The following is a 26,666-nucleotide window of genomic DNA, read 5'->3' as shown; positions in this document are numbered from 1 at the left end:
CACCACCCTAGCCTTCCCCGCCGGCAGATCGCCCCGGCCTGTTTCCCCGGATGAACGCGCGCGTGCCGCGTGGCCGCCCGGCCGGGGGACGCGCCCGGTCATGAAACAATTGGCAGATGGCTGAAGACAATCAGGGTACAGACACGCCCAACACCGCCCCCATCAACGTTCCGGACAAGCCGGCCCTCGAAGGCCTCGAAGCTGCCCTGACGCAGCGCTGGCTTGCCGAAGGGACCTACAAGTTCAACCCGGACACCACCCGGGAGCAGGTCTACTCAATCGACACTCCCCCGCCCACCGCCTCCGGGTCGCTGCACGTGGGGCACATGTTTTCCTACACGCAGACGGACGTGCTGGCGCGCTACCAGCGCATGATCGGCAAGAACGTGTTCTACCCGATGGGCTGGGACGACAACGGGCTGCCCACGGAACGCCGGGTGCAGAACTTCTACGGTGTGCGCTGCGACCCGTCCATCCCGTACAACGCTGACTACCGGCCGCCGGCACAGCCCGCCAAGAACCAGCGGGACTTCGACGTGGTCTCCCGCCGGAATTTCATCGAACTGTGCGAAGAGCTGGCCGTTGAGGACGAGAAGGTCTTCGAAAACCTCTTCCAGACGCTTGGCCTGTCCGTGGACTGGGAACTGACCTACCGGACCATCGATGACAACTCCAGGGCCGTCTCGCAGCGTGCGTTCCTTGCCAACCTGGCAGCGGGCGACGCCTACATGGCCGAGGCGCCCACCCTTTGGGATGTGACGTTCCGCACGGCTGTGGCCCAGGCCGAGCTCGAGGACCGCGAGGTGCCCGGCGCCTACTACCGCTACCCGTTCTTCACTGAGGACGGCGAGCGGATCTACATCGAGACCACGCGTCCCGAACTGCTGGCGGCCTGCGCCGCGCTGGTGGCGAATCCCGACGACGAACGGTACCAGCCGCTGTTCGGCAAGAGGGTCACGTCCCCCGTTTTCGGCGTCGAGGTGGAAGTCAAGGCCCACCCCCTTGCCAAGGCCGACAAGGGCTCCGGCATTGCCATGGTGTGTACCTTCGGCGACCTGACCGACGTCACCTGGTGGCGTGAACTCCAGCTCCCCACACGCGCCATCGTGGGCCGGGACGGCAGGATCGTCAGCGACGCGCCTGATTGGATCACCACGGATATTGGACGTGAAGCGTTCGCTGCCATCGCCGGCAAGACCGTCTTCAGCGCCAAGGAGGAGGTGGTGAAGCTCCTCACCGCTGCCGACCTGCTGGAGGGCGAACCGAAGAAGATCATGCACCCCGTGAACTTCTATGAGAAGGGCGACAAGCCCCTTGAGGTTGTCACCTCCCGCCAGTGGTACATCCGCAACGGCGGCAGGGACGAGGACCGCCGCGGGCGGCTCATTGCGCGCGGGCAGGAGATCGACTTCCACCCTGCCTTTATGCGCTCACGCTACGAAAACTGGATCTCCGGCCTGAACGGTGACTGGCTCGTGTCCCGGCAGCGCTTCTTCGGGGTTCCCATCCCCGTCTGGTACCCGCTGGATGCCGACGGCAACCCGGACTACGACTCCCCCATTGTTCCCTCAGATGAGCAGCTGCCAGTGGACCCGGCCGCCGATGCCGCCCCGGGTTTCGACGAGGCGCAGCGCGATGTCCCCAACGGCTTCACGGGCGACGCCGACATCCTCGACACCTGGGCCACGTCCTCCCTGACGCCGAACATTGTGGGCGGCTGGAAGCGCGACGAGGAACTCTTCGCCAAGGTGTTCCCGTTTGACGTCCGGCCGCAGGGCCACGACATCATCCGGACCTGGCTCTTCTCCTCGGTGGTCCGTGCCGACGCCCTGGAAAACAGCGCGCCGTGGAAGCACGCTGCTATCTCAGGCTGGATCCTTGACCCGGACCGCAAGAAGATGTCCAAGTCCAAGGGCAACGTGGTGGTCCCCACCGATGTGCTGGAGGAATACGGTTCCGACGCCGTCCGCTACTGGGCAGCGTCCGCGAAGCTCGGGGCGGACACTGCCTATGAGATCGCCCAGATGAAGATCGGCCGGCGCCTGGCCATCAAGCTGCTGAATGCCTCGAAGTTCGTGCTGAACCTCGGCGCCACCGAGGCATCGGTGCTCTCCAGTGACCTCTCGGTGCTGTCCAACCCGTTGGACCGGGCCGTCCTTGCCCAGCTCGCCGACGTGGTGGCGCAATCCACCAAGGCGTTCGAAAACTACGACTACGCCCGCGCACTGCAGATCACGGAAAGTTTTTTCTGGCAGTTCACGGACGATTACGTGGAGCTCATCAAGGACCGCGCTTACGGCGCCGCGGGGGAAGCCGAACAGGCGTCCGTGCTCGCAGCACTGGCCACCACCCTGGACACCCTGCTGCGGCTGTTCGCGCCGTTCCTGCCCTTCGCCACCGAAGAGGTCTGGGGCTGGTGGCGGAACGGCTCCGTCCACCGCGCCCAATGGCCTGTACCGCTGGACGTGCCGGGCGGTGACACCACCATGCTTGCCACGGTGGGTGTTGCCCTCAGCGGTGTGCGGAAGGCGAAGTCCGAGGCCAAGGTCAAGCAGCGCACCGAGGTGTTGTCCGCGACCATCACGGCTTCGGAGGCTTTGACCACGCAGCTGAACGCGGGGCTTGCGGACCTGAAGGCTGCGTCCAACGCCCGGGAGATCACCCTGGTGGTGGGCGACGGCGACCTGGCCGTCAGCGACGTGGCCCTGGCAGCAACCGAGGAACCCGTACAGGCCTAGTCAGGCAGCCGCCCGTTTCAGGGCAAAGGGGAAGCCCCATCAGCGTTTTGCCGTTGGTGGGGCTTCGACTTTTCGGCCATCCGGTGACGTCTTTGATGGTCTGGCAAGATCCTAGGAAATTTCAGGTCTTCCTACCTCGTCACTGGTAGCTTGTATCCGGCTTTGCCGATGGCTGCGTCAAATACATATCACTGAATCTTCGGTTCCTGCGTCCCTCTTCTTTCGAAGGGGGTAAGAACCATCATTGTCCTGCCCCTCCGGAAGCGCAAGAGCCCCGGTAGAACTACAAGCCAGTAGTTCTACCGGGGCTCTTCAGCGTTCCTTGCGGGAGGGCCTGCAGGTCCGGCTTCAGTCGAATTCGGGGCTTTCGGTGCGGCTGCGCTTCAGCTCGAAGAAGTGCGGGAAGGAGGCAAGGGCCGTGGTGGCGTCCCACAGTTTGCCCGCCTCTTCGCCGCGCGGGATGCGGGTAAGGACGGGGCCGAAGAAGGCAGTGCCGTTGAAGGCCACCACAGGCGTTCCAACGTCCTGGCCCACCAGGGAAATGCCTTCCTCATGGCTCGCGCGCAGCTGCTCGTCGTAGGCATCGGTGGTGGCCGCTTCAGCCAGCGAAGCGGGAAGGCCGCACTCAGCGAGGGCCTTGGTGATGACCAGTGCCCGGTCTTTCTCGCCGCGCTCATGGATCAGGGTGCCCATGGCGTCATAGAGGGCCTTGACTGTTTCCTGGCCGTGTTCCTGCTGTGCTGCGATGATCACCCGCACCATGCCCCAGGCGTTGTCCATGGACTCGCGGTAAGCAGGCTCCAAGTCGCGGCCCTCATTGAGGACCGCAAGGCTCATGACGTGCCATACCGTCTCGATGTCGCGGACGTCTTCCACCTCGCCGATCCAGCGCGAGGTGATCCAGGCGAACGGGCACAGCGGGTCAAACCAGAAATCAGCTTTGTTCTTTGCGGTTTCAGTCATCGGGCATGGTCCTTCAGGCGCGGGCGGCTGCGCAGGCGGCAGCCGCATCTGACGGTGGAGAGCGAAAGGTTTTCAGGCAGACTTACGCCGCTTGGTGACGTGCGGGATCATGGTGGGATCCGCGCCCTGAAGGACCACGTCCTCGGTGATCACAACACTGGCCACGTCCTCGCGGCTCGGGAGATCAAACATCACAGGGAGGAGCACTTCCTCCATGATGGCGCGCAGTCCGCGGGCGCCGGTTCCGCGCTCCAGTGCCTGCTCGGCGATGGCGTCCAGGGCGCCGTCGTCGAACACCAGCTCCACGCCGTCGATCTGGAACATCTTCTGGTACTGCTTTACCAAGGCGTTCTTGGGGGTTGAGAGGATCTGGATCAACGCGTCCCGGTCCAGGTTGGACACGGTGGTGATCACGGGGAGACGGCCGATGAATTCCGGGATCAGCCCGAATTTCAGCAGATCCTCCGGCATCACTTCACCGTAGGAATCGATCTTCTTGCTGGCCTCGTTCAGGGGTGCACCGAAGCCGATGCCCTTCCGTCCTGACCTCGAACCGATGATCTCCTCGAGGCCCGCGAAAGCACCGGCCACGATGAACAGGACGTTGGTGGTGTCGATCTGGATGAATTCCTGGTGAGGGTGCTTCCGGCCGCCCTGCGGAGGAACGGAGGCGACAGTACCTTCCAGGATTTTCAGGAGCGCCTGCTGGACGCCTTCGCCGGAGACGTCCCTGGTGATGGAGGGGTTTTCGCTCTTGCGGGAAATTTTGTCGATCTCATCGATGTAGATGATGCCCTGTTCGGCCTTCTTGACATCGTAGTCAGCGGCCTGGATGAGCTTGAGGAGGATGTTCTCCACATCCTCGCCCACGTAGCCGGCCTCAGTCAGTGCCGTGGCATCGGCTACGGCGAACGGAACGTTCAGGCGGCGGGCGAGGGTCTGGGCCAGGTAGGTCTTTCCGCAGCCGGTGGGACCGATCAGGAGGATGTTGGACTTGGCGATTTCGACGTCGTCGTGGTGGCCGCCTTCGGCGAGGCTTCCCGACTTAGGGGCGTGGCCGGCCTGGATCCGCTTGTAATGGTTGTAGACAGCGACGGCGAGGGACCGTTTGGCGGGCTCCTGGCCGATCACGTATTCCTGCAGGAAGTCGAAGATTTCCCGCGGCTTGGGCAGTTCAAAGCTGCCGAGATCGGCAACTTCCGCAAGTTCCTCTTCGATGATTTCGTTGCACAGCTCAATGCACTCATCGCAGATGTAGACACCGGGCCCGGCTATGAGCTTGCGCACCTGCTTCTGGCTCTTTCCGCAGAAAGAGCACTTCAGCAGATCCGTGCTCTCGCCAATCCGAGCCATATGTGAACCCCTTAGTATCTTGCTGCCAGGCAGCCTTGCACCGTTGCTGGAATCTCCACCAGCCTGCGCTGGCCGGTTTGTGACAACATCCACTCTAGGTCACATTCGCTTCCGAGGGTGGAATGAAAAGGCCGGTGGAGCCAAATGATTGGCGCCACCGGCGCTTTACTTTACCGCTACCTGGAAATGGCCTGCGGTTTGATCTTGCGGGAATCCAGGACCTGGTCGATCAGGCCGTACGCCTGGGCTTCCTCCGCGGTCAGGATCTTGTCACGCTCAATATCGTTGTTGACCTGCTCGGACGTCCGTCCCGAGTGGTGCGCCAGCGTGTCCTCAAGCCAGGACCGCATGCGCATGACCTCCGCGGCCTGGATCTCCAGGTCGGAGGCCTGTCCGCCCTGGCCGCCGGAGAGCGCCGGCTGGTGGATCAGGACACGGGCGTTGGGCAGTGCCAGGCGCTTGCCGGGCGTGCCGGCAGCCAGCAGGACCGCGGCGGCGCTGGCCGCCTGCCCGAGGCATACCGTCTGGATCTCGGGACGGATGTACTGCATGGTGTCGTAGATTGCCGTCATTGCGGTGAACGAACCGCCCGGGGAGTTGATGTACAGCGTGATGTCGCGGTCCGGGTCAGTGGACTCAAGCACCAGCAGCTGCGCCATGATGTCGTCAGCGGAGGCGTCGTCCACCTGGACGCCGAGGAAAATGATGCGGTCCTCGAAGAGCTTGGTGTAGGGGTCCTGGCGCTTGAAGCCGTAGGGCGTGCGCTCCTCGAACTGGGGCAGGACGTAGCGGCTGGACGGAAGATTACCGGCGGACCACCCGAAGTTGTAGTTCATTGTTATTGCTCCTGATCTGAGTGTTCTTGTGCCGGTCTAGTTCGCGGAGGGGGTTTCGCCCGAAGCGCCGTTGGACGTTGCGCCGTCATTGTTGGACGTACCGCCGCCACCGGAAACGGAGCCCGCGTGGGCGGCGATCTTGTCGAAGAACCCGTACTCGAGGGCTTCAGTGGCCGTGAACCACTTGTCGCGGTCGTTGTCCTTGAGGATGGTGTCAACGGTCTGCCCGGTCTGCTCGGCCGTCAGCTCCGCCATGACCTTCTTCATGTGCAGGATAAGTTCGGCCTGGATCTTGATGTCCGAGGCGGTGCCGCCGATGCCGCCGGAGGGCTGGTGCATCAGGACTCGTGCGTTCGGGGTGGCATAGCGCTTGCCCTTGGTGCCGGAGGAGAGCAGGAACTGCCCCATGGAGGCTGCGAGGCCGGTGGCGACGGTGACGACGTCGTTCGGGATGAACTGCATGGTGTCGTAGATGGCCATGCCCGCGGTGACGGAGCCGCCCGGCGAGTTGATGTACAGGTAGATGTCCCGTTCCGGGTTTTCGGCCGAAAGGAGCAGCAGCTGCGAGCAGATGGCGTTCGCGTTCTCGTCACGCACCTCTGAACCGAGCCAGATGATGCGCTCCTTGAGGAGGCGGTTGTAAATGTAGTTGTCCTGGGCTGCAGGATCGACGGTCGCCATCCGGGGGGCCTCTGGGTGCTGTGACATATGTACTTACCTCTCGCTGGTGACGGTGACATCACTGAAAATCTCTACTTGGACACTAACCGGTTTCACCGACGTTTTGTTCGCGCGCCGTGGGCTGTTCGCTGACGGCGCACGATCGGCAGGCCCCCGGAGGGAGATGCTGTGGCGCCCTGCCGGTGCAAAGCAAACGGCCCCCGGATCCTTGGGATCCGGGGGCCGTACAAACTTGCTTTACAGCACAGGCTAGGCCTTGGCCTCTGCCTTGTCTTCGTCGGCAGCAACCTCGGGTGCTTCAGTCACTGCTTCCTCTGCCTCTGCGGCGGGAGCTTCCTCTTCGCCGCCGGGGCGGACGAAGTCGCTGAGGTCAACGGTGTTGCCCTCAGTGTCGGTCACCGTGGCCTGGCCCAGGACAACAGCCAGGGCTTTGCGGCGGCGAACCTCTGACACCATCATGGGGACCTGGCCGCTCTGATCGATGATCTGGGCGAACTGGTTGGGGTCCATGCCGTACTGGCTGGCCGTGCTGACGATGTAGTCGATCAGCTCGTTCTGGCTGACGTTAACTTCTTCCTTCTCCGCGATGGCGTCGAGGATGATCTCGTTCTGGAAGGCGCGGGCGGTGTTGGTCCGGACCTCTTCACGGTGCTCCTCGGTGTCGTGCTCGCCTTCACCGTGGCCGTTGCCCTCCTTGAAGTGGGCTTCGAGCTGTTCTTCGACGACGGAGTCCGGAACCGGAACCTCTACGAGCTCAACGAGCTTGTCCAGGACCTTGTCGCGGGCCTCGACGCCCTGCTCAACAACCTTCGAGTCGGCGGCCTGCTTGGCGAGGTCCTCGCGGAGCTCGGCAAGGGTGTCGAACTCGGAGGCGAGCTGGGCGAAGTCGTCGTCGGCCTCGGGGAGCTCGCGCTCCTTGACGGCCTTGACTACCACCTTGACCTGGGCTGCTTCACCGGCGTGGTCGCCACCCACCAGGGTGGTGTTGAAGATAGCGTCTTCGTCAGCGCTCAGGCCGGTAACGGCTTCGTCGAGGCCTTCGAGCATGGTACCGGCACCAACCTGGTAGGACAGGCCGGCAGCGGAGTCAACCTCTTCGCCGTCGATGCTGGCGGTGATGTCGATGGTGAGGAAGTCACCATCGGCAGCGGGACGGTCTACGGGCTTCAGCGTGCCGAAGCGGCCGCGGAGCTCGTCCAAGGCCTTGTCCACGTCCTCGTCCGAAGACTGTGCTGCGGCGACCTCCACCTGAATGCCGGCGTAGTCCGGGAGTTCGATCTCCGGGCGGACGTCAACCTCGGCTGCGAACTTCAGGCCGCCGTCCGTGGCGGAGGGGTCCGGAACCTCGGTGATCTCTACCTCGGGACGGCTCAGGGGACGGATGCCGGATTCCTGCACGGCAGCCTGGTACCAGCCGTTGAGGCCTTCGTTGATGGCCGTCTCCAGGACGTACCCGCGGCCGACGCGCTGGTCGATGAGCTTGGCGGGGACCTTGCCCTTACGGAAGCCAGGGACCTGGATCTGCGAAGCAACGGTCTTGTAGGCCGAGTCGATGCTGGGCTTCAATTCCTCAAAGGGGACCTCAACATTGAGCTTGACCCGCGTGGGGGTGAGGTTCTCGACAGCGCTCTTCACGGTCTAAGTACTCCTGGGTTTGTGGGATGGGTTTCTGCAAACGCAATGTTTTGTCCAGGCCGAGAGGTCCGGGCCGCAGAGTCGGGGTGACAGGATTTGAACCTGCGACTTCCTGCTCCCAAAGCAGGCGCTCTAGCCAAGCTGAGCTACACCCCGTAAGTGCACAGGCAAGTCTACGGTGATACGCACCGTCTTTGCACATTTGACACGTAGCCCATGGATTAGGTTTAGTTGTATCCGGCTTGAACAGCCAGCCCGAAGTTCCCATCAGCCGGCGCCTGCGGTACTAGGCTTGGAGATGGATCTTCCTTCGGGGACGTAGCTTAATGGTAAAGCCTCAGTCTTCCAAACTGATTACGCGGGTTCGATTCCCGTCGTCCCCTCCAGTGCAAAAGGCCCCTCATTGAGGGGCCTTTTGCTTTTTGCCGCGGTGTTCAGGCCTGCTGGCAGAACGGGCACCAGTAAAGCTTCCGGCCCACCAGCTCGGCCATCAATACGGTGGTCCTGCAGACGCGGCAGGGCAGCCCCTGGCGTTTGTAGACAAAATGGGCATCCTCCCGGGCCGGGTAGCTGTCGGTCCGGACGACGGCGGAACGGGCCGCCGGCAGTTTGCCCTCGGCGGCGCTCCAGTACCTCGGCGTGGTGGTGATGATCCGGCCGTCGGCCACGCCGTCGTTCATGACGGAGACGACGTCGCGCCACAGCTTGCGTGCCTCGGCGTCCGGAACGTCGCTGCCCGGCAGCCAGGGATCCAGCCGCCGCCGGAAGAGAACCTCGGCCCGGTAAACATTTCCCACACCGGCGATGACTTTCTGGTCCATCAGCAGCGCGGCCAAGGGGGCTGTGCGGCTCTGCAGCGTGGCCGTAAAAAGGCCGGCATCCCCGCGGCGGTTACGCAACGGGTCCGGACCCAAACGGGCCAGCACGGCGTCGGCCTCGGCTGCAGGGATGGTTTCGCACGTGGTAGCCCCGCGCAGGTCCGCCCAGCCGTTGGCGCCCACAAGCCGGACGCGCACTGCCCCTACGGGTGGAGGCGGACCCTCATAGGGCCGTCCGCCACCTTCGTCGTCGAAGCTCTCCTGCTCCCCCACCCGCCGCGGCGCGCCGATGCTGGAAGATCCCGCGAAGCTGCTGTCACCTCCAAAGCTCCAGGCCCCGTAGAGGCCCAGGTGGACATGCAGTACCAGCGAGTTGTCAAAGTGCAGGAACAGGTGCTTCCCGTGGGCGTCCGCGGCAACCAGGACGTGCCCGTCCAGGAGCGCCGCTCCCCCGGCGAACCGGCCCTGGGGGCTGGAAACTGCCAGCCGCTGGCCGCCGAAAACGTCCCCGAACTGCCGCGCGAGGCGACGGAGCGTATGCCCTTCCGGCACTACTCGATGACCTCACCGGTTGTTTCGTAGGCGGCGATCTTGCCGATCCTGCGGACGTGGCGCTCGTCATTGCTGAAGGGCTCGGACAGGAAGGCCTCAATCAGCTCCGTTGCTTCCTCGACCGTGTGCTGGCGGCCGCCCACTGCCACGACATTGGCGTCGTTGTGTTCACGGGCCAGGGTGGCTGTGGAGTGGTTCCAGGCCAGCGCCGCCCGGACGCCCTTGACTTTGTTGGCGGCAATCTGTTCCCCGTTGCCGGATCCGCCGAGCACGATTCCCAGGGCGTGGACGCCGGCCTGCTGGTCCGCCACCACGGCGAGCGCAGCATTGATGCAGAACGACGGGTAGTCATCCTGGGCGTCGTAGACCTTGGGACCATGGTCCACCACGTCATACCCCTTGGCGGTCAGGTGGGTGACGAGGTGGGCGCTGAGTTCCATGCCTGCGTGGTCGGTGGCGATGTGGACCCGCGGGAAGGCAGGGGAAGAAGTCACGAGCAGAATCCGTTCGGTGGGCGCTGGCGGCCGGCACGGACGGTGCAGGCCGGGGTCAGGACAACACGGACAAGGATACTAGGACAAGGGGACGCGCGGACTGCCGCCGTACCAGGCGCGCGTGCCGCGCTGCGGGAACTAGGACTCAGGCTGGCCTGCGGCCGGTTCTCCGCCGGCACGCCGCGCCCTGGCCGCCACCCGCGTCAGGACCTCCGCCAGCCGCGCGGCCGAGTCCAGGGTCCCGCCGCTGACTGCCAGCCGCTGGCCGTCGGTCTTCTTCACCACGACGGCGGGACCGCTGCTGACAAGCATGGCCGCGGTTCCGCTGTGGTGCCGGTAGCCCCATCCGCCGAAGTCAGCAGCGCGGACTTCTGCCGCGCTGGCTGCCGAAATGGCGCCTGCGGGCACGTCCATAACCGGCACAACACCGGCCAGCAGCACCTTCAGGCCCTTCCGGTCGGCCTTGATCCGGGCGCACAGGAACGCCGCACCGATCACAGCGAGGACCACCAGCAGCACACCCAGCCAGGGCACGGCAATGGCGATCAGCGCGGCCGGAAACAGCGAGGCGATAGCGATCATGACAAAGACGGAGCTGCGTGCGTGCACCCAGAGCCGGATGCTGTCCCGTGAAAGGTCCGGATCCAGTTCCCTGGCAATGGCGAGCTGCAGTGCCCGGTCGTCATCAGGCGACCACTGCTGGTCTGCCTTGTAGACCATTGCGATGGTCACGCCCAGGGACACCGCCGCCCCGCTGCCGAGCGCGAGAACGGTCATGTCCACCCGGGATTCCCGGGCGTCCGCCAGCCCGGCCTGGCCGATAAGTCCGGCGGCCAGGGCGCTGGTGACAAAAAGCGTCACGAACAGTCCGGCCCCCATCATGATGCGGCGCATCAGCACCGGCCGCCTGACCGGAAGCGCCTGGGAAAGGACCAGCCAGCCCGCGGCCAGGATGATCAGGGCCCCTCCCGTGACATAGGCGGCGAAGGGCGCGAAGGAGGCACCGCCGTCGGCCGTCCACCGGATGGCGAGCGGCTCGGGAAGGTCGGGCCGAAGCAGGAAGGCGCACACCACGAAGGCGGCCGCCACCATGACCGGGAATCCCGCGACAAACCGCAGGGCCCTGGTGTCCACTGACTCCTTGAACTTGCCCATGATTTAACGCTACTCCCGCCGCCTGCCACTGACTTCCCACTTATCCCTGTACCCACTGTGGGCCGCGCTACTTGTTAGGCCGTAAAGGAATGCAAGAATGATGAAATGCTCCCGCTGGGCACCGCCAACGGGCAGTCGCCAATCGTCCGAAAGGCCCCACTTTGCCTGGTCTGAACCTGACGCGCGCCGAAGCCAGCGGCCGTGCCGAACTGATTACCGTCGAGTCCTACGATGTCAGCCTGGACCTGACCAAGGGCGGGAAGGTTTTCGGCAGCACCACCACAGTAAAGTTCACCGCCAAGCCCGGATCCTCCTCCTTCATTGACGCCATCACGTCCGCCGTTCACAGCGTCACCCTCAACGGCCGCAGCCTTGACCCGGCCACTGTGGCTGACGGCGTGAGGATCCAGCTGCCGGAACTGGCAGAACACAACGAGCTCACCGTGGTGGCAGACGCCCCGTACATGAACACCGGCGAGGGCCTGCACCGCTTCGTGGACCCGGTGGACAACGAGGTGTACCTGTACACGCAGTTTGAGGTACCCGATTCGCGGCGCATGTTCGCCGTTTTCGAGCAACCGGACCTGAAGGCCACGTTCGCCTTCACGGTCACCGCCCCCTCACACTGGGACGTCATCTCCAATTCCCCCACCCCCGCCCCGGTGGAGACCACCCCCGGGGCGGATGGCAGCGCCAGGTCCGTCTGGTCCTTCTCCCCCACCCCGCGGTTGTCTTCCTACGTCACGGCCCTCATCGCCGGCCCCTACCAGTCCGTGCGCAGCGAGGTAACCAGTGCCGACGGACGCGTTATCCCGTTGGGCGTCTTTGCCCGGAAATCGCTGATGCAGTACCTGGACGCGGAGAACATTTTTGAGCTGACCCGGCAGGGCTTCGCATTTTTCGAGGCACAGTTCGGCTGCCCCTACCCGTTCGGGAAATACGACCAGCTGTTTGTCCCGGAGTTCAATGCCGGCGCCATGGAAAATGCCGGAGCCGTCACCATCCTCGAGGGCTACGTCTTCCGCAGCAAGGTCACCGGGGCGCAGATTGAGCGCAGGGCCATCACCGTGCTCCACGAGCTCGCCCACATGTGGTTTGGCGACCTCGTGACCATGCGCTGGTGGAACGACCTGTGGCTGAATGAATCCTTCGCCGAGTACATGTCCCACCTCGCGGCTGTTGAAGCGACGTCGTTCACCAGCGCCTGGACCACCTTTGCCTCGGTGGAAAAGTCCTGGGCATACCGCCAGGACCAGCTGCCCACCACCCACCCCATTTTCGCCGAGATCAACGATCTCCAGGATGTGGAGGTGAACTTTGACGGCATTACCTACGCCAAGGGCGCCTCTGTCCTCCGCCAGCTGGTGGCGTGGGTGGGGCCGGAGCAGTTCATGGCCGGTGTGCGGGAGTACTTCGCCAAGCATTCCTGGCAGAACACCGAGCTGAGCGACCTCCTCGTGGAGCTGGAGAAAGCCAGCGGCCGCGACCTCGATGTCTGGGGCCGGCAGTGGCTTGAAACGGCCGGGGTCAACACCCTCACGCCGGAGCTGGAGGTGGACGGCGACGGCAGGCTTAAAACCTTTGCCATCGTGCAGTCCGCCGTCGAAGAGTGGCCCACCATCCGTCCGCACCGCCTGGCCGTCGGCTTCTACAACCTCAACTCTGACGGCAAGCTGGAGCGGGTGCACCGGGAGGAGCTGGACGTCGACGGCGAGCGCACCGCAGTGCCGGCGTTGGCGGGCCTTGCGCAGCCGGACCTGATCCTGGTCAATGACGACGACCTTGCCTATGCGAAAGTCCGGCTGGATGAGAAGTCACTGGCCACTGCAACCGCGCACCTGAAGGACTTCACCCAGAGCCTTCCCAGGACACTGGTGTGGAACTCAGCCTGGGACGCTGCACGCGACGGTGAGACCCCCGCGCGCCGGTACGTGGAATTGGTCCTTGCCAACGTTGCCGCGGAGACGGATTCCTCGGTGATCCTGGTCCAGCTCCGCCAGCTGGCCACTACCCTGAACTTCTACGTGGCGGAGGAGCACCGGCAGGCGACGGCAGCCGCCGCTGTCGACAAGCTCTGGGAGCTGGCGTCCCAGGTGCCGGGGGGCTCCGATGCCCAGCTGCAGTTCGTGAAGTCCTTTGCGCTGCTGGCCAACACTGCAGGCCAGCTGGATAAGATTGCCGGCCTCTTCGACGGCTCGCTCGTCCTGGACGGGCTGGCCGTTGACCAGGACCTGCGGTGGGAGCTGATCGCATCACTCGTGGTGGGCGGCCGGCTGGGCCAGGACGGCATCGACGCCGAACTTGGGCGCGACAACACGTCCAGCGGGCAAAATGCTGCTGCCCTTGCCAAGGCCGCGATCCCCACCCCGGAAGCCAAAGCCGCGGCCTGGGAATCAATCGTGGTGAAGGGCGAGCTGTCCAACGCGCTTCAGGGCTCAGCGGTCAACGGGTTCATGCGGGTCCTGGACCGGTCCCTGCTGGAACCGTACGCCGAAAAGTACTTCCAGGCAGTGCCGGGAATCATGGAAACGCGCACGCACGCACTGGCCCAGCAGATCGTCGTAGGGCTTTACCCCGCCCTGCAGACCACCCAGGCCACGGTGGACCGGACGGATGGCTTCCTGGCGTCGCTTCCGCCTGAAAGCGCCGCGTTGCGCCGGCTCATGCTGGAAAACCGCGACGGCGTTGCCCGGGCCCTGCGCGCCCGCGCGGCTGACGTCCTCCCCGGCGAAGCAGGTCCTGCTTTATGAGCCTGGGTGAGCACCGCTACGCGCTGACTGTGCAGTGGACCGGCAACCTGGGTGAGGGCACGTCCTCCTACCGCGGCTACTCGCGGGACCACGACGTGCTCATCCCCGGCCTGCCGGTCCTTAAGGGATCGGCGGATCCCACCTTCCATGGGGACCGGGAGCGCTACAACCCGGAACAACTGCTCCTGGCCGCCCTGGCGCAATGTCATATGCTGTCCTACCTGCACGTGGCGGTGAAGCACGGCGTGGTGGTGACTGACTACAGTGACGACGCGTCCGGGCTGATGCGGCTGAACCGGGACGGCAGCGGCCAGTTCGAGACCGTTACGCTGCACCCCCGCGTGACGGTTGCGGACAAAAGCCAGGCGGAACTTGCCGGCCGGCTGCACCATGAGGCCAACCAGGTGTGCTTCATTGCCCGCAGCGTTAATTTTCCGGTGGATCATGCACCGGAAACTGTGGTGGCTGGCCGGGACTGAGGCACAGCCTAGGCACTGCCCTGCAGGGTGGACACCAGACGCGCCTCCGTTTCCGGCGACAGGCCGGCCTTCCGCGGGCGTTCCAGGCCACGGAAGCGTTCGTCATCCAGCGTATCCGCCAGGGTCTCCTGCCAGGGCCGCAGCTGCAGGCCTGCATCGACGGCCGCCTGGTTGCTCCGCGCCATAAAACCCTCATTCCCGGGCGGGAGCCACAGGGGCAGGGAATCCGGGCCGGCCCAGTAGCCCACGCCCTGGTCCGCCAGCCAGGCCTCCTCAGCGGGCACCACATCCGCGGAGTGGCCGGCCGCCTCCCGGGAGGCCCGGATATATTGCCCGAATGGCACCTGGTCCCCCAGCGCATTCAGTGCACCGGTAACTCCCCCTTTCGCTGCCAGCAGGATCCAGGCGGCGAGGTCCCGAACGTCGATCACCTGTGTTGAAGCGTCCTCGATTGCGGGCACCAGAACGGGCTTCCCGTCCCTGGCAAAACGGGCGGGCCAGTAGCCGTAGCGGTCCGTACCGTCCCCCGGGCCGCCGATCAGGCCGGCACGGCAGAGATGGGCTTTGCCGGCAACCGCCCGGAGCGTTGCCTCCTCGATGGCCACCTTCGACCCGCCGTAGTTTTCCGGTGTGGAAGGAGTACCCGGCGCAAGCGCGGGAAGAAGGCCGGCAGCTTCCCCTGCGCCGGGAATGGAAGCGTCGGCGTAAACGGAGCAGCTCGAGACGAACGTCCAGTGCGCGGCCCGATCCGCGAGAACGTGCAGCGCCTCCGACGCCCGCACGGGATCGCGGGCCACCTCGATCACGGCATCCCATTCGCCCATGGCATCCCGGTAGGCTTGCCCGCCGGTTGCACGGTCAGTCTTCAGCCAAACCGCTCCCTGCGGCGGATCGGCAGCCGATCCCCTTGCCAGGCAGGTCACTTCATGCCCGGCGTTTAGGGCCTGGCGGGCGATTTCTGCGGACAGGAAGGCGGTTCCGCCGAGGACAAGAATGCGCATGCCGCCACGGTACGGCGCTAGGGTTGAAGGAGAACAGAGCCTTCCGCGCCGGGCTTAACCGGCGTGCCGGCATCCACATCCCGGCCCAGCCGGGGACCCCAGGAGTTTTACCCCCTTATGCTCAGTACGTTGTCGATTCTTCCTCCCGCCGCCAGTAATCCTGATGGCTTCAGCATCGCGGGCATCGTGATCAGCCTCGGCGTGGGCGTCACGGTATGGCTGGTTGCGACCTTCATCATTTCCCGCATCACCCGCAGGGTGGCGGCGGGCAGCAACTTCTTCAAGAAGCCCACGTTCAAGTGGGTTGCCCCCGCCCTGCGTGCCCTTGACCACGAACGCCGCGTGCAGCGCGCCGAAACCATTGGGTCACTGCTGAACAGCGTTGTGGGGGTGCTCGTGGTGGTAATCACCGGCATGTACGTTCTGCAGAACCTGGACATCAACATCGCGCCCCTCCTCACCAGCGTGGGCATCCTGGGTGTGGCCATCGGCTTCGGCGCCCAGCAACTGATCCGCGACTTCCTGGCCGGAATTTTTATTACCATTGAAGACCAGTACGGCATCGGCGACGTGATCGAAACCAGCGAGGTGGTTGGCGTGGTGGAGTCCATGGGCCTGCGCATCACCCGGGTGCGGTCCGACGACGGCGCCATCTGGTACCTCCGCAACGGGGAAATCCTCCGCGTCGGCAACCGGTCCCAAGGCAATTACATGCCCCTGCACGAGTCAGCCGACGGCACCACCGACCAGGGCAGCGAACACGGCGCCGAGACCAAAAAGACTGACCAGAAAGCCGGAGACTAGCGATGACCATCCCCATCGAACCGCAGCCGCCACGCCAGCTGATGCAGAACGATCCGTTCAGCCAGCCTGGCTACACCGACAACTTCTACGACGCCGTGGGCGGCCACGAAACATTCGTCAAGCTGATCGATGTCTTTTACGACGGCGTGGCCACAGATCCGCTGCTGCGTCCGATGTACCCCGAAGAGGACCTGGCGCCGGCAAAGCGCCGCTTCCTGATGTTCCTGGAACAGTATTGGGGCGGCCCCACCACCTATGGGGAAGAGCGGGGCCATCCCCGGCTGCGCATGCGCCACATGCCGTTCAAGGTGACGCCGGAGGCCAAGGACCGGTGGCTGTTCCACATGCGCGCAGCCGTGGATGCCCTTGAACTGCCGCCGCTCTACGAAGGCACCCTCTGGGACTACATGGAACGTGCTGCACTGTCGATGGTCAACAGCGCGCCCGGCCAGTAACGCTGCGGACTGCCACAGCACCGGTTGCTGTCAGAGCAGTCCGCTGCCCGTCCGTGCCAGCACATGCCCCCGCGGACCGGTCAGCCGGAACCAGCGCCCCGCGCGGTAGAGTTTCTGGTCGCCGTCGCCAAGGAAACCTAGTGCCAGGGCCGCGAAGGCAGCCCCTGCCGGGAGCCCGGTTTCATCCAGTTCCCTGCCCCAAACGGCAGCACGGGCATTGTTGACAATCAGCGCGCCCGGCTTGTCCGGCACTATCCCGGCCACTTCCGCGATGCCGGCTTCAGCAGCCGCCCGCAGGGCTGCGTCGCTGCGCGGACCCATCAGCTCCCAGCCGCTCCGGGGGGCGCCCACCCCGGTCCAGGATTCGGTGACGGTGGACGGCGGAACCGGCAGCTCGACGTCGTCCTCCCCCGCCCGGGCAAGGCGGTCCAGCACGGCGGCCAGGGGAACGGTGACGTCCGCGCCGGACGGCTCGGCCAGCCCCATGGTGCGCAGCCCCAGGATGGTGGGAGTCGATTCGCCAAGCACCCGCGGCCGCAGGACGCAAACATACGCGGCGAGAACGGAACCCGCCGCCTGAAGCCGGATGGCGCCGTCGTCGATTGCTTTTGCCCGCGTAGCGAAAGTCTTCAAATCAGCAAGGTCGCGGGGATCGGCGAAACGGAATGACGAGGTGAGTAGATCAGACACACCTAGAACACTACCGGTTGGGCCTTTGTTGAGCAGTGCCGGGGCGCCGTCTAGAGTCGAACCATGACTGAAGCCGACGCCGGACTCCTGGCGCTCCCCAGCGAGGACCCCACCCTATCGCTCATCAACCTACTGGACCTTGGTGAGCTCGAGGGGGCCCGGACGGATGAGGACATTTTCCTGGGCCCGTCCCAGCAGCAGCCGCACCACCGGGTGTTCGGCGGGCAGGTGCTCGCACAGTCACTCATTGCGGCCATCAGGACCGTGGCCCCGGACCGTTTTGTGCACTCGATGCACGGCTACTTCCTGCGCCCGGGCGACGCGAACAAGCCCATCACCTTCGGAGTGCAGCGCCTCCGGGATGGCCGGTCCTTCTCGGCCCGGCGGGTGCATGCCTACCAGGAAGGCGTTCCGATCCTGTCGATGATTGCCTCGTTCCAGGGCGAGGACGAAGGCCTGGAGCACCAGTCGTTGATGCCCAGCGGCATTCCTGACCCCGAGTCGCTGCCCAGCACGGCGGAGCTGCTGGGCAAGTTCGACCACCCGGTGGCGCGGCACTGGGCCTACGAGCGTCCCTTCGACATCCGGCACGTTGATCCGCCGCTGTACGTGTCCGCGAAAGGCGAGCGGGAAGCCCGCAACGCCGTGTGGATGAAGACCTTTGGCCCCATGCCGGACAACCCCAACCTCCACCGGGCGGCGCTGGCCTACGCGAGCGACTACACGCTGCTTGAGTCCATCCTGCGGCGGCACGGGCTGAGCTGGATCACGCCGGGAATGAACGTTGCCAGCCTGGACCATGCCATGTGGTGGCACCGCCCGGCACGGGTGGACGAGTGGCTGCTCTACGTTCAGGAATCACCGAGCGCGCAGGGGGCCCGGGGACTCGCGACCGGGAAGATCTTCAACCAGGCCGGGCAGCACGTGGCATCGGTGGCGCAGGAAGGGATGGTCCGCGTACCCACCGACCTGAAGAACAAAGTTGTGGGCGCCTTCCAGAGCAAGGTGATGGAGCACCAGATCCGCAGGGCTTCCAAGGAGTAGCCCTCGCCTTACTTCCCCCACTACTGCGGGTGGAACGCCAACAGGCCGGCACCTTTCGAAGGTGCCGGCCTGTTGTCTGTTCGCTGTCCCGCTGATCAGTCGCGGGTGAGGCGGCGGTGCGTGACGCGGTGCGGCTTGGCCGCATCCGGCCCCAGCCGCTCCACCTTGTTCTCCTCGTAGGATTCGAAGTTGCCCTCGAACCAGTACCACTTGGAGGGGTTCTCCTCGTCACCTTCGTACGCCAGGATGTGGGTGGCCACCCGGTCCAGGAACCAGCGGTCGTGCGAGACCACCACGGCGCAGCCCGGGAACTCCAGCAGCGCGTTTTCGAGGCTGCTGAGCGTTTCGACGTCCAGGTCGTTGGTGGGCTCGTCGAGGAGGAGCAGGTTGCCGCCCTGCTTGAGGGTCAGGGCGAGGTTCAGGCGGTTGCGCTCACCACCGGAGAGCACCCCGGCCTTCTTCTGCTGGTCCGGGCCCTTGAAGCCGAAGGCGGCGACATAGGCGCGGGACGGCATTTCCACGTGGCCCACCTGGATGAAGTCCAGGCCGTCCGAGACGACTTCCCACAGGGTCTTGTTGGGGTCGATGCCGCCACGGCTCTGGTCCGCGTAGGAGATCTTGACCGAATCGCCGATCTTCAGGTCACCGCCGTCGAGCGGCTCCAGGCCCACGATGGTCTTGAACAGCGTGGTTTTGCCGACGCCGTTGGGGCCAATAACGCCCACGATGCCGTTGCGGGGCAGGCTGAAGGACAGTCCGTCGATGAGGGTCCTGTCTTCAAAGCCCTTCTGCAGGTTCTTGGCTTCCAGCACCAGGCCGCCAAGGCGCGGTCCCGGCGGGATCTGGATTTCTTCGAAGTCCAGCTTGCGGGTCCGGTCCGCTTCGGCAGCCATTTCCTCGTACCGGGCCAGGCGGGCCTTCGACTTGGTCTGGCGGCCCTTCGCGTTGGACCGTACCCACTCAAGTTCCTCGGAGAGCCGCTTGGCCTGCTTGGCGTCCTTCTTGCCCTGGATCTCCAGGCGGGCGCGCTTCTTCTCCAGGTATGTGGAGTAGTTGCCCTCATAGGGGTAGAGGTGGCCGCGGTCCACTTCGGCGATCCATTCGGCCACGTGGTCCAGGAAGTAGCGGTCGTGGGTGACGGCCAGTACTGCGCCGGCGTAGCTGGAAAGGTGCTGTTCGAGCCAGAGCACGCTTTCTGCGTCCAGGTGGTTGGTGGGCTCGTCCAGGAGAAGCAGGTCCGGCTTCTGCAGGAGCAGCTTGCACAGGGCTACGCGGCGCCGCTCACCACCCGAAAGGTTGGTGACGTCGGCGTCCGCCGGCGGGCAGCGGAGGGCGTCCATGGCCTGCTCCAGCTGGGAATCCAGGTCCCACGCATCCGCGGCGTCGATGGCTTCCTGCAGCTGTCCCATTTCCTCCAGGAGGGTGTCATAGTCAGCATCGGGGCTGGCCATTTCCTCGGAAATTTCGTTGAAGCGCTGGATCTTGCCGTAGATCTCACCCACGCCTTCCTGGACGTTGCCCAGGACGGTTTTTTCTTCGTTCAAAGGTGGTTCCTGGAGCAGGATGCCCACAGTGTAGCCGGGGCTGAGCCGGGCCTCACCGTTGGAGGGGGTGTCCAGGCCGGCCATGATCTTCAGGATGGTGGACTTACCGGCACCGTTCGGGCCCACAACACCGATCTTGGCGCCCGGAAAGAAGGACATGCTTACATCGTCCAGAATGAGTTTTTCGCCAACGGCTTTTCGGGCCTTGGTCATTGTGTAGATAAATTCCGCCATGGTTCCAAATCTAGTGGGTCGGCGGGCATATCTCACATTCGGTCCAGCAGTATCAAGACCCTGCAAAGCACTTGCCGCTGGCCAGTACCGGCAGGACAGTCACCGTCACTGAGCCGTCACGGACCTGGCCGATGACGCAGTCCTTTCCTTGAAGCACCGCCGCTTCGATGGCATCGGCCTCCAGACCCGTGGGGGTACGGCTCTGCGAAACCTGCAACCCCGCCGGGGGGATTCCCGCCCCGGTGAGGGCATCTGTCACCTGGGCTGTGGCCGGCTTTGGTGAGCCTGCGGCCAACCGTCCGAGCACCTCCGTCACAGTCTTCCGAACAGTTTCGGTGGCAGCGGCCTCTGCTGCCGTGTCGGACGCCGCCCCGGAGCTGCCCGCAGTCGGTTCGTCTGCTTCCGTTGCAGCAGGGCCATCTCCCGTAGATCGCGCGGGAGTGGAAGCTGCCGCAGTTGCGGGCTCCGATGCTCCAGCCTGGACTTCCGGCGTTCCACTCACACAGCCCGACAAGGCCGCCACGAGAGCTGCGATAGCCGTCGCAGCCAGCAGCCGGCCTGCTGCAGTGGACGTCCCAGCGGCCGCATGGTTCTGCCAGTGGTCAGGGGTAAGCCGCATGGTGCCATTCTGCCACGCCCCCACGGGCCAGCTTCCGTCCTGGGTTTCATGACCTTGGCGGACAGGGGCGCAGCCGGGGGTGCTGTGGCCCTGCCCGCCAAGGAGCCTAGGGAGCCGAGTGGCGTTGACAGGGGCATCCTCAAACTTGGGAGTCGGCGAGTTCCCCCGTTTCCAGGTCAAGGGCCAGCAGGTCACCGTTGGTGTCTTCGACGTAGGCGGCAGCCGGGTCTCCGCCGTCAGCGCTGTCATCGTCGCTGTCCTCGGGTTCGTTGAAAGGTCCGTCCGGCCCTGCCTGGTGGCCTGCGTCGAAGGGTGGCTCCTGCTCCACAAGCGAGAGGAGCGGTTTCTTGGAAGACCGGGTGAAGTTGGCCGTCCCCCACATGAGGTCATGGCCCACGGCGTCGGCATCAATGGTGTGCGAGTAGTAGACCCTGCCGTCCCTCTCCCAGCTGCGGATCCTCAGCGTACCCACCACGATGACGGGCTGGCCTTTCCGGATGCTGCAGCCCATGTTGCCGGCCATATGGCGGTAACCCTGGACCGTGAACCAGTTGGTGTGGCCATCCACCCATTGGCCGTCCTTGTCACGCCGACGCGAGTTGGAAGCGATCCGGAATTCGGCGGTGGCCACTCCCCCCGGTGTTGTGCCGCTTGTGATGTCGGTGGCGACAAAGCCTTTGATTGTTATGGTGTCGTTCATCTCTGCGTCCTGTCTCCATGTGGTTCTGCCCTAGCAGGCAAGACCAGCATTGCGCCGACGGAAACCCCAGCGGGAGGCCCCGGTACCCCTATGTGCACAACCAAGGGCTGGAGCCGCCTGTGGAGGATCAGTGGACCGTTGCATTTCAATGACGGCGCCTCCACTGCCGGCAATGTAAACTTTTTGAGGCACCGGATCTCAGCTCCGGAAGCCATTGCCTCAGTAGCTCAGGGGATAGAGCAGCGGCCTTCTAATCCGCCGGTCGGGGGTTCGATTCCCTCCTGGGGCACGCTAAAAAGGGGCTCTGACCTGCGGAAACGCAGGACAGAGCCCCTTTTGATTTTGCTTGTGGTCCAGCTAATCCACCACTTACCCACCGCTTTGCTCAGCGCCTACGCGTATTCCGCTTTTTTATGACGACCTTTGTGGTCTTGGTAGAAACGTACTTTGCGACACTGTGCGAGCCCGCTACGCCGGTTAGCCCTACAGCATCGCTGATCGACTTCGCCTCCTCGCTTAGCCCAGCAATCCACAAAGACCCGACGAGCCACACGATGAAAACGAAGATGTAGACACCCTCGGCGATTGTCTTAGGATCGAAGACTTGAGCAATGGTGGCACGGATGGAGAAGTCCGCAATGGCTTCTTGATAGCCCTCGACCCCGTCGACAACTTCATGTGCAGCTTGAACAACATCTGCGGCCAGTTCTCCTCGGGCAACCATCTCCCCAAATCGGCTTAGCACCGACATGTCCGGAAGTTGCGCCGCTAGCATCTCCGACGTCACCGCCTGCATCCTAGCCAGACCGGCTACAGTTTCAGGCGCCAAGACCGGAAGGCTGACCGCGGAAAGTGTAGATGCCATCGAGGCGGCAAATTTGCGAATGGATTCCTGCTGCGTCAGGAAAGCGTCACTGGCCGCCAGTCTGGACATCATCGTAGACATGGCCTTGCTGTGTTCCTCTAATAGAGGGCGCATAGCTTCCACCATTTTTCGAATGGCCTCTCCATACTCGGGACCGAAATCCGGCGCTCCTGCGACCGTTACCACCATCTATGCCTCGCTTCCGAATGCCTGCAGGAGGGCCGTCATGTCCGGCGCCTCGTGTGTCGGCTGGACGTAGTGTCGGCTTGTGGTTTGTTCGTTGGAATGGCCCAACTGTGCAGAAGCGGATGCCATGCCTTCTGCGTTGGCCAGGAGCGTGCCGACGGACTTCCGGAAGGTGTGGGGTGTGACCCACTGGAAGCCGATGTCATCGCGTGCGGAGCGCCACTGCTTCCGGAAGTTCCCCGGATCTCTCAGCGTGCCTGTGGAGGACGGGAAGACCACGTCCCAGGGGTTAGCTACCACCTGTTGCACCTGGCGCCGCAGCAGCATTTCCACGGCGAACGGTGGCAGGTAGTAGCGCTGGCGGGAGTTGGTTGACTTGGGATGCTCCTGAATGGTCATCCCCTCCCCCGGCACGTAGATGACTGTTCCCGTGACCGTAAGCGTTGGCCGCTCCGACTTCAGGTCAATGTCCTTCCACCGCAGCGCCAGGGCTTCACCAATACGGGCACCTGTGGCGAGCATGACGTCGACGACGTCGAGGAGATCGTCCGGGCGCTTCCGCCCGCGGGGCCGGGAGTCTCGCTGCCATAGCCGGAGACCAGCGCGAAGTGCGGCGGCCTCTTCAACCGCCAGAGCCCGGACTTCTTTACGGCTGATGGGGACCTTCGCAACGTCCCTCAGTGGATTGGCACCGACGGCGCCGTGGCGGGCCGCGAGCCCAAGCATCGCCGACAGAACCGTCTTGGCCAGCTTCGCTGTGGCAGCGCCGTGCTTGGCTGTTGCGGACTTAAGAAACCGGTCCAGTCGCGAGACAGTCGCTTCCCGGATGGTCAGGCCGCCCAAGCCCGGGCGCACGTACGAGTCCAAAACCTCTCGGTAACGCCGCTGCGTGTTCAGAGCTCGACCTTGATCCATAAACTCTAGCCACCAAATGTCAGCCAAACGGTTCAGGCGTGTATCCGGCGTTATGTCCTCGCCAGCAGGCATTGCCCGTTCCTTAAGGGCCGAGATTAGAGCCCGTTCGGCCTTTGAACCGCGATCATTCTTTGAGGACGCTCTCGCTCGAGCTTCAACCTTCCTGGTAACGCCATCAAAGTCACGGAAGCGTGCCATGGCTCTCCAGACACCAGGGGCCACCTCATCACGACTGATTCGCCCCCAGGTTCCAATCTGTAGTGGTGGGCGACTCACTCTACATCCCCACCCGCAGATAGGACACCAGCCCTGCCTTGCCCTTTCACTGGACCCAAGAAGCCCATATATCTAGATTTCGTAACCCATCTCGCTGCTGTGGCTTGACTGACCTGAAAAGCAGAGGATACAGCCTTGGTGGGAGTCCCCTCATGCAACAGCGAAAGTCGATAAATATGCGCAACACGTTGCAATGTCTGGGTATCAGGACCGTTTTCACGGGCATGTTCCAAGTCCTCACCGCTAAGCCAAGGCGTGCCGGTCCTCGTTACAGCGCCAGATTCAGGATCCGTGGTACGCATCTGCAGGAATGGCACACAGGCTCGAACCAACTTACCCACTGCTATGGAACGAAGAGCGACACTGGTAATTGGTTCGCCCCCCACCCTCTGTTGCACCTCCAACCTCCGCACGACAAGTAGACCCTGAGCCAAATCGGGCACTACTTCCGCTAGGACGTCCTGCGGAAACTCTCCGGCGCTGGCAAACACAGCGAACTTCGGTGGGCACCACAAGCCCGGAATCAGCTCCATGTACGGCTTCTTCTCTGGCTCTACTTCGATCGTCATATCCAATTATCTCACAGGTGACTAAGCCTTGTCATCACTTATCGATCGCGGTAAGCTATTGGGTAGGCAAGCAACGCAGAACTTGCTCAGCGAGAAAAGTGGATCTGATGACAGCATTGATGCAGCAGCCCGAGCGCCACCTAGGACCGCGCGAATTGGCTGAGCGAGAGAACGTGCCGCTGGCGACGGTTTACAGGTGGAGGACCACCAGAACAGGCCCAAAGGGATTCACGGTGGGGCGACACGTCCGGTACAGGCTGGCGGACGTTCTGGCTTGGGAGGAGGAACAGCTCACAAAAAACCTATGAGGTACTAAGGGCCGCTTGCGCCACGATTCGAAGTTAGGGCTTTTTTGAGTTTGAGCAGTGCGCGCAGCGCAGGACGAGTTGGATTACCCCGCACGCGTTCCGAAAGACTGCAGGAACCCGGCTGGAGCTTCCGCTGGGTTGACTGTGGCTTTAGTGTGGCTCCGAAACTTCAGTGGAATGCAATCCGAAAGCACTAGCTACAGAAAACGCACTAAGTAGCGGGCGACACTTAAATCTGGGATACAAGCCGCTCTATGTATCACCTGGTATCCCCAAAGGCGTATTTCCCTACATCTCCCCATCAATCCGTGGGCTGGAAGTTGATAGAGTCCTGGACGAATCTGAAGACGCTTTCGGCAATGGAAGCGGATTGATCCTCGCTTCAGGCGCAGACGGTGATACTTCAAAGAAGGGCTGGCGGACGCTGACGCCCCGTAGATTGCCGCAGGACGTTCAAAGGATGCGGCAGTGTGCCCCTGGCAGCCGGGATGCCCGCCGGGGATGCCATCACCGGAGGGACCTGTCCACCGCCTTCTGTACCGGTACTCCCAGCGGATCGAATGGAACCCCTACATGGGCGACACCGACCCCGACGGCACCCCGCCACACAAACACCTCTTCCCCAACATTTCCCCAACAAGCGCTGACCGCCTGTCTACCCTTCAGGGCTGCTCGCTGCAAATACCGTGACTGCTTGTTGATAGTGCTGGCAGGAGCATTGGCGAAACCATACAGGCGGGCTGGCCCCCAATAGCCTGCGATACACCGGACCCAACGCCTCATAAGTCGCCTCGGTCATCTGCTCGTGGATGGAACTCCAGTGCTTCGTATAGCTCCTGCAAGCTTCCAATCGGAACCTTTTTTCCTCGGGAATCTATGGCAACGCACTCAGAGAAGGTAACAATGCGATCCTTTTGTCTGATCCAAGACCAAGTTGAAGGTACTGCACGAAACTCACATCGTGAAAAGTGAAAATTTGAAGCCTTGCCCTTGGCCGCCATGATTATCGTGCCGGAAATTCTGCAGTCTTTGAATATATAGCTTCTAGCTTCGGTTTCAGCTTTCATGCCGAGAAGGCTTAATGTGCCGCCGCTTAGAGTTGCATCAGAAATTATTGCAGTAGATTCTGCCTGTCCGGTCAACAGCAGGAGTCGAAGACTTCCGCCCGCGATAGAAAGTCGGGTAAGTACATTACCGGTTGTCTGGGAGGAAAGAATCGATTCACCACTCCTGAGTTTCACGGAACCACTCATGATTCGTAGGCCGTCCACAGCAAGATAGCTTGACGCTCGCGGGGACGCCGTCAAGTTCCCCCCGTCCACAATCCAGTCAGTGATACCGCTCGAACCTAGGCAAGCAGTGGCATCGATGGTGAGGCTGCCCCAACCATACCCTTTCGTTACTTCTACTTGTAGGTGACGATCAAGCGTTCGAATTACTGTTTGACGGAATTCAATCGCCTGAGTAGATGAATCGTTGTTGGACAAACGCGCCGTGGACAACAAAAGCCCAACGGCGGCGCTAGCTTCTCGATCATTATCAAACTGTCGCCAAGATACGGCTAAGCTCTCCAGGGCGTGAAGAGCCGTAATACGATTCAGGGCGCCTTCCGAATTCAGTAAGGTCGCAATATCCAAGTATCGCTTTCTAAGAGTGTCCAGACTTTCACGCGCTAGTCGCTCTGCGGCCAACTGCTGGGCCTCGACGGCGAGGCGCTGAGTCTCAGCCGTATAGGTGAGCGTTTCCTCAGCTACTCGTTGTCGGCGGTACGAGAGGACAATAGTCACTCCCAAGCCGAGCGCTGCCGCAGCAGTTACCGAGTTGCGCACAACGGCGAACATCTGCTCCTGGTCGAGAGGTGGGAATAGCGACCATGGTCCGCAGCCTGACTGGCAGCTCCTAATGTGTCAGCGTTGGTCGAAAAGTGAGCCATTTCGCGGGCTGAAAAGTGAGCCACTTTGACGCTGGTTATTCTGCCGTATTTTCCGGTCTTGTCGAGGGC

At 63.3% G+C, this 26,666-nt stretch carries 23 protein-coding genes and 3 tRNA genes; 9 read left to right on the top strand and 17 right to left on the bottom strand.

Translation table 11 applies throughout. The features are described 5' to 3' along the window. Positions 1–116: 116 nt before the first annotated feature. On the top strand, positions 117–2,738 hold the full coding sequence (gene valS / locus AC5RVY_RS16955; protein ID WP_493955867.1) for a valine--tRNA ligase: 2,622 nt from the start codon (positions 117–119) through the stop codon (positions 2,736–2,738). Positions 2,739–3,086: 348 nt separating this feature from the next. Here valS and AC5RVY_RS16950 read toward each other — a convergent pair whose 3' ends face one another. The 6 genes from AC5RVY_RS16950 to AC5RVY_RS16925 form a co-directional block, all read right to left on the bottom strand. Next, on the bottom strand, positions 3,087–3,701 hold the full coding sequence (locus AC5RVY_RS16950) for a mycothiol-dependent nitroreductase Rv2466c family protein (protein ID WP_493955866.1): 615 nt from the start codon (positions 3,699–3,701) through the stop codon (positions 3,087–3,089). A 72-nt stretch (positions 3,702–3,773) separates the two neighbouring features. Beyond that, positions 3,774–5,054, bottom strand: a complete 1,281-nt coding sequence (clpX, locus tag AC5RVY_RS16945; protein WP_493955865.1) for an ATP-dependent Clp protease ATP-binding subunit ClpX — start codon at positions 5,052–5,054, stop codon at positions 3,774–3,776. 176 nt (positions 5,055–5,230) lie between these two features. Further along, complete coding sequence (locus AC5RVY_RS16940; RefSeq protein WP_493955864.1) at positions 5,231–5,890, bottom strand: ATP-dependent Clp protease proteolytic subunit; 660 nt, start codon at positions 5,888–5,890, stop codon at positions 5,231–5,233. A 36-nt stretch (positions 5,891–5,926) separates the two neighbouring features. After that, on the bottom strand, positions 5,927–6,571 hold the full coding sequence (locus tag AC5RVY_RS16935) for an ATP-dependent Clp protease proteolytic subunit (protein ID WP_493956034.1): 645 nt from the start codon (positions 6,569–6,571) through the stop codon (positions 5,927–5,929). A gap of 249 nt (positions 6,572–6,820) precedes the next feature. Further along, positions 6,821–8,206, bottom strand: coding sequence for a trigger factor (tig, locus tag AC5RVY_RS16930; protein WP_493955863.1), 1,386 nt, complete (start codon positions 8,204–8,206; stop codon positions 6,821–6,823). 81 nt (positions 8,207–8,287) lie between these two features. Continuing rightward, positions 8,288–8,362 (bottom strand) — tRNA-Pro (locus AC5RVY_RS16925). 156 nt (positions 8,363–8,518) lie between these two features. On the opposite strand from AC5RVY_RS16925, the gene AC5RVY_RS16920 reads away from it, so the two are divergent. Then, positions 8,519–8,592, top strand: a tRNA-Gly gene (locus AC5RVY_RS16920). Between the two features lie 48 nt (positions 8,593–8,640). On the opposite strand, the gene AC5RVY_RS16915 is transcribed toward AC5RVY_RS16920, so the two are convergent. The 3 genes from AC5RVY_RS16915 to AC5RVY_RS16905 form a co-directional block, all read right to left on the bottom strand. After that, positions 8,641–9,576, bottom strand: a complete 936-nt coding sequence (locus tag AC5RVY_RS16915) for an Fpg/Nei family DNA glycosylase (protein ID WP_493955862.1) — start codon at positions 9,574–9,576, stop codon at positions 8,641–8,643. Next, positions 9,576–10,070: a ribose-5-phosphate isomerase gene (locus AC5RVY_RS16910; protein ID WP_493955861.1), complete on the bottom strand. Its 495-nt coding sequence runs from the start codon at positions 10,068–10,070 to the stop codon at positions 9,576–9,578. The genes AC5RVY_RS16915 and AC5RVY_RS16910 overlap by 1 nt, the downstream gene beginning before the upstream one ends. Before the next feature lie 138 nt (positions 10,071–10,208). After that, positions 10,209–11,225: a hypothetical protein gene (locus tag AC5RVY_RS16905; protein WP_493955860.1), complete on the bottom strand. Its 1,017-nt coding sequence runs from the start codon at positions 11,223–11,225 to the stop codon at positions 10,209–10,211. A 161-nt stretch (positions 11,226–11,386) separates the two neighbouring features. Here AC5RVY_RS16905 and pepN point away from each other — a divergent pair, with 161 nt between their 5' ends. Next, positions 11,387–13,975: an aminopeptidase N gene (gene pepN, locus AC5RVY_RS16900; RefSeq protein ID WP_493955859.1), complete on the top strand. Its 2,589-nt coding sequence runs from the start codon at positions 11,387–11,389 to the stop codon at positions 13,973–13,975. Beyond that, complete coding sequence (locus AC5RVY_RS16895) at positions 13,972–14,454, top strand: OsmC family protein (protein WP_493955858.1); 483 nt, start codon at positions 13,972–13,974, stop codon at positions 14,452–14,454. The genes pepN and AC5RVY_RS16895 overlap by 4 nt, the downstream gene beginning before the upstream one ends. Positions 14,455–14,462: 8 nt before the next feature. Here AC5RVY_RS16895 and AC5RVY_RS16890 read toward each other — a convergent pair whose 3' ends face one another. After that, a complete protein-coding gene (locus AC5RVY_RS16890) occupies positions 14,463–15,455 on the bottom strand; it encodes a Rossmann-fold NAD(P)-binding domain-containing protein (protein WP_493955857.1) in 993 nt (330 codons plus the stop codon). 117 nt (positions 15,456–15,572) lie between these two features. Between AC5RVY_RS16890 and AC5RVY_RS16885 the strand changes: the two genes are divergently transcribed. After that, on the top strand, positions 15,573–16,259 hold the full coding sequence (locus AC5RVY_RS16885; protein WP_493955856.1) for a mechanosensitive ion channel family protein: 687 nt from the start codon (positions 15,573–15,575) through the stop codon (positions 16,257–16,259). Between the two features lie 2 nt (positions 16,260–16,261). Beyond that, complete coding sequence (locus tag AC5RVY_RS16880; protein ID WP_493955855.1) at positions 16,262–16,714, top strand: globin; 453 nt, start codon at positions 16,262–16,264, stop codon at positions 16,712–16,714. 30 nt (positions 16,715–16,744) lie between these two features. Here the strand turns inward: AC5RVY_RS16880 and AC5RVY_RS16875 are convergent, their stop codons facing one another. After that, positions 16,745–17,404, bottom strand: coding sequence for a DUF8185 domain-containing protein (locus tag AC5RVY_RS16875; protein ID WP_493955854.1), 660 nt, complete (start codon positions 17,402–17,404; stop codon positions 16,745–16,747). A 63-nt stretch (positions 17,405–17,467) separates the two neighbouring features. Here AC5RVY_RS16875 and AC5RVY_RS16870 point away from each other — a divergent pair, with 63 nt between their 5' ends. Next, a complete protein-coding gene (locus AC5RVY_RS16870; protein ID WP_493955853.1) occupies positions 17,468–18,448 on the top strand; it encodes an acyl-CoA thioesterase in 981 nt (326 codons plus the stop codon). Positions 18,449–18,543: 95 nt separating this feature from the next. On the opposite strand, the gene ettA is transcribed toward AC5RVY_RS16870, so the two are convergent. From ettA to AC5RVY_RS16855, 3 genes are all read right to left on the bottom strand, one after another. Beyond that, a complete protein-coding gene (ettA, locus tag AC5RVY_RS16865) occupies positions 18,544–20,226 on the bottom strand; it encodes an energy-dependent translational throttle protein EttA (protein ID WP_139029494.1) in 1,683 nt (560 codons plus the stop codon). A gap of 52 nt (positions 20,227–20,278) precedes the next feature. Next, a complete protein-coding gene (locus tag AC5RVY_RS16860) occupies positions 20,279–20,845 on the bottom strand; it encodes a DUF6993 domain-containing protein (protein WP_493955852.1) in 567 nt (188 codons plus the stop codon). A gap of 139 nt (positions 20,846–20,984) precedes the next feature. Continuing rightward, complete coding sequence (locus AC5RVY_RS16855; protein ID WP_493955851.1) at positions 20,985–21,545, bottom strand: single-stranded DNA-binding protein; 561 nt, start codon at positions 21,543–21,545, stop codon at positions 20,985–20,987. A gap of 216 nt (positions 21,546–21,761) precedes the next feature. On the opposite strand from AC5RVY_RS16855, the gene AC5RVY_RS16850 reads away from it, so the two are divergent. Beyond that, positions 21,762–21,834, top strand: a tRNA-Arg gene (locus tag AC5RVY_RS16850). 96 nt (positions 21,835–21,930) lie between these two features. On the opposite strand, the gene AC5RVY_RS16845 is transcribed toward AC5RVY_RS16850, so the two are convergent. Both AC5RVY_RS16845 and AC5RVY_RS16840 read right to left on the bottom strand, forming a co-directional pair. Further along, entirely contained in the window at positions 21,931–22,599 is a 669-nt protein-coding gene (locus AC5RVY_RS16845) for a hypothetical protein (RefSeq protein ID WP_493955850.1), read from the bottom strand. Further along, on the bottom strand, positions 22,600–23,463 hold the full coding sequence (locus AC5RVY_RS16840) for a tyrosine-type recombinase/integrase (RefSeq protein WP_493955849.1): 864 nt from the start codon (positions 23,461–23,463) through the stop codon (positions 22,600–22,602). It abuts the gene before it with no gap. A 1,000-nt stretch (positions 23,464–24,463) separates the two neighbouring features. On the opposite strand from AC5RVY_RS16840, the gene AC5RVY_RS16835 reads away from it, so the two are divergent. Then, positions 24,464–24,664 carry a helix-turn-helix transcriptional regulator gene (locus AC5RVY_RS16835; protein ID WP_493955848.1) on the top strand — a complete coding sequence of 67 codons (201 nt, stop codon included), beginning with the start codon at positions 24,464–24,466 and terminating at the stop codon, positions 24,662–24,664. Between the two features lie 779 nt (positions 24,665–25,443). Here AC5RVY_RS16835 and AC5RVY_RS16830 read toward each other — a convergent pair. Beyond that, on the bottom strand, positions 25,444–26,505 hold the full coding sequence (locus AC5RVY_RS16830; protein ID WP_493955847.1) for a hypothetical protein: 1,062 nt from the start codon (positions 26,503–26,505) through the stop codon (positions 25,444–25,446). Between the last annotated feature and the right edge of the window lie 161 nt (positions 26,506–26,666).

This window comes from Arthrobacter sp. Ha26 (assembly GCF_059091705.1).
The sequence above is the reverse complement of the archived record's forward strand: the minus strand, read 5'-3'. Positions and strand labels throughout refer to the sequence as shown.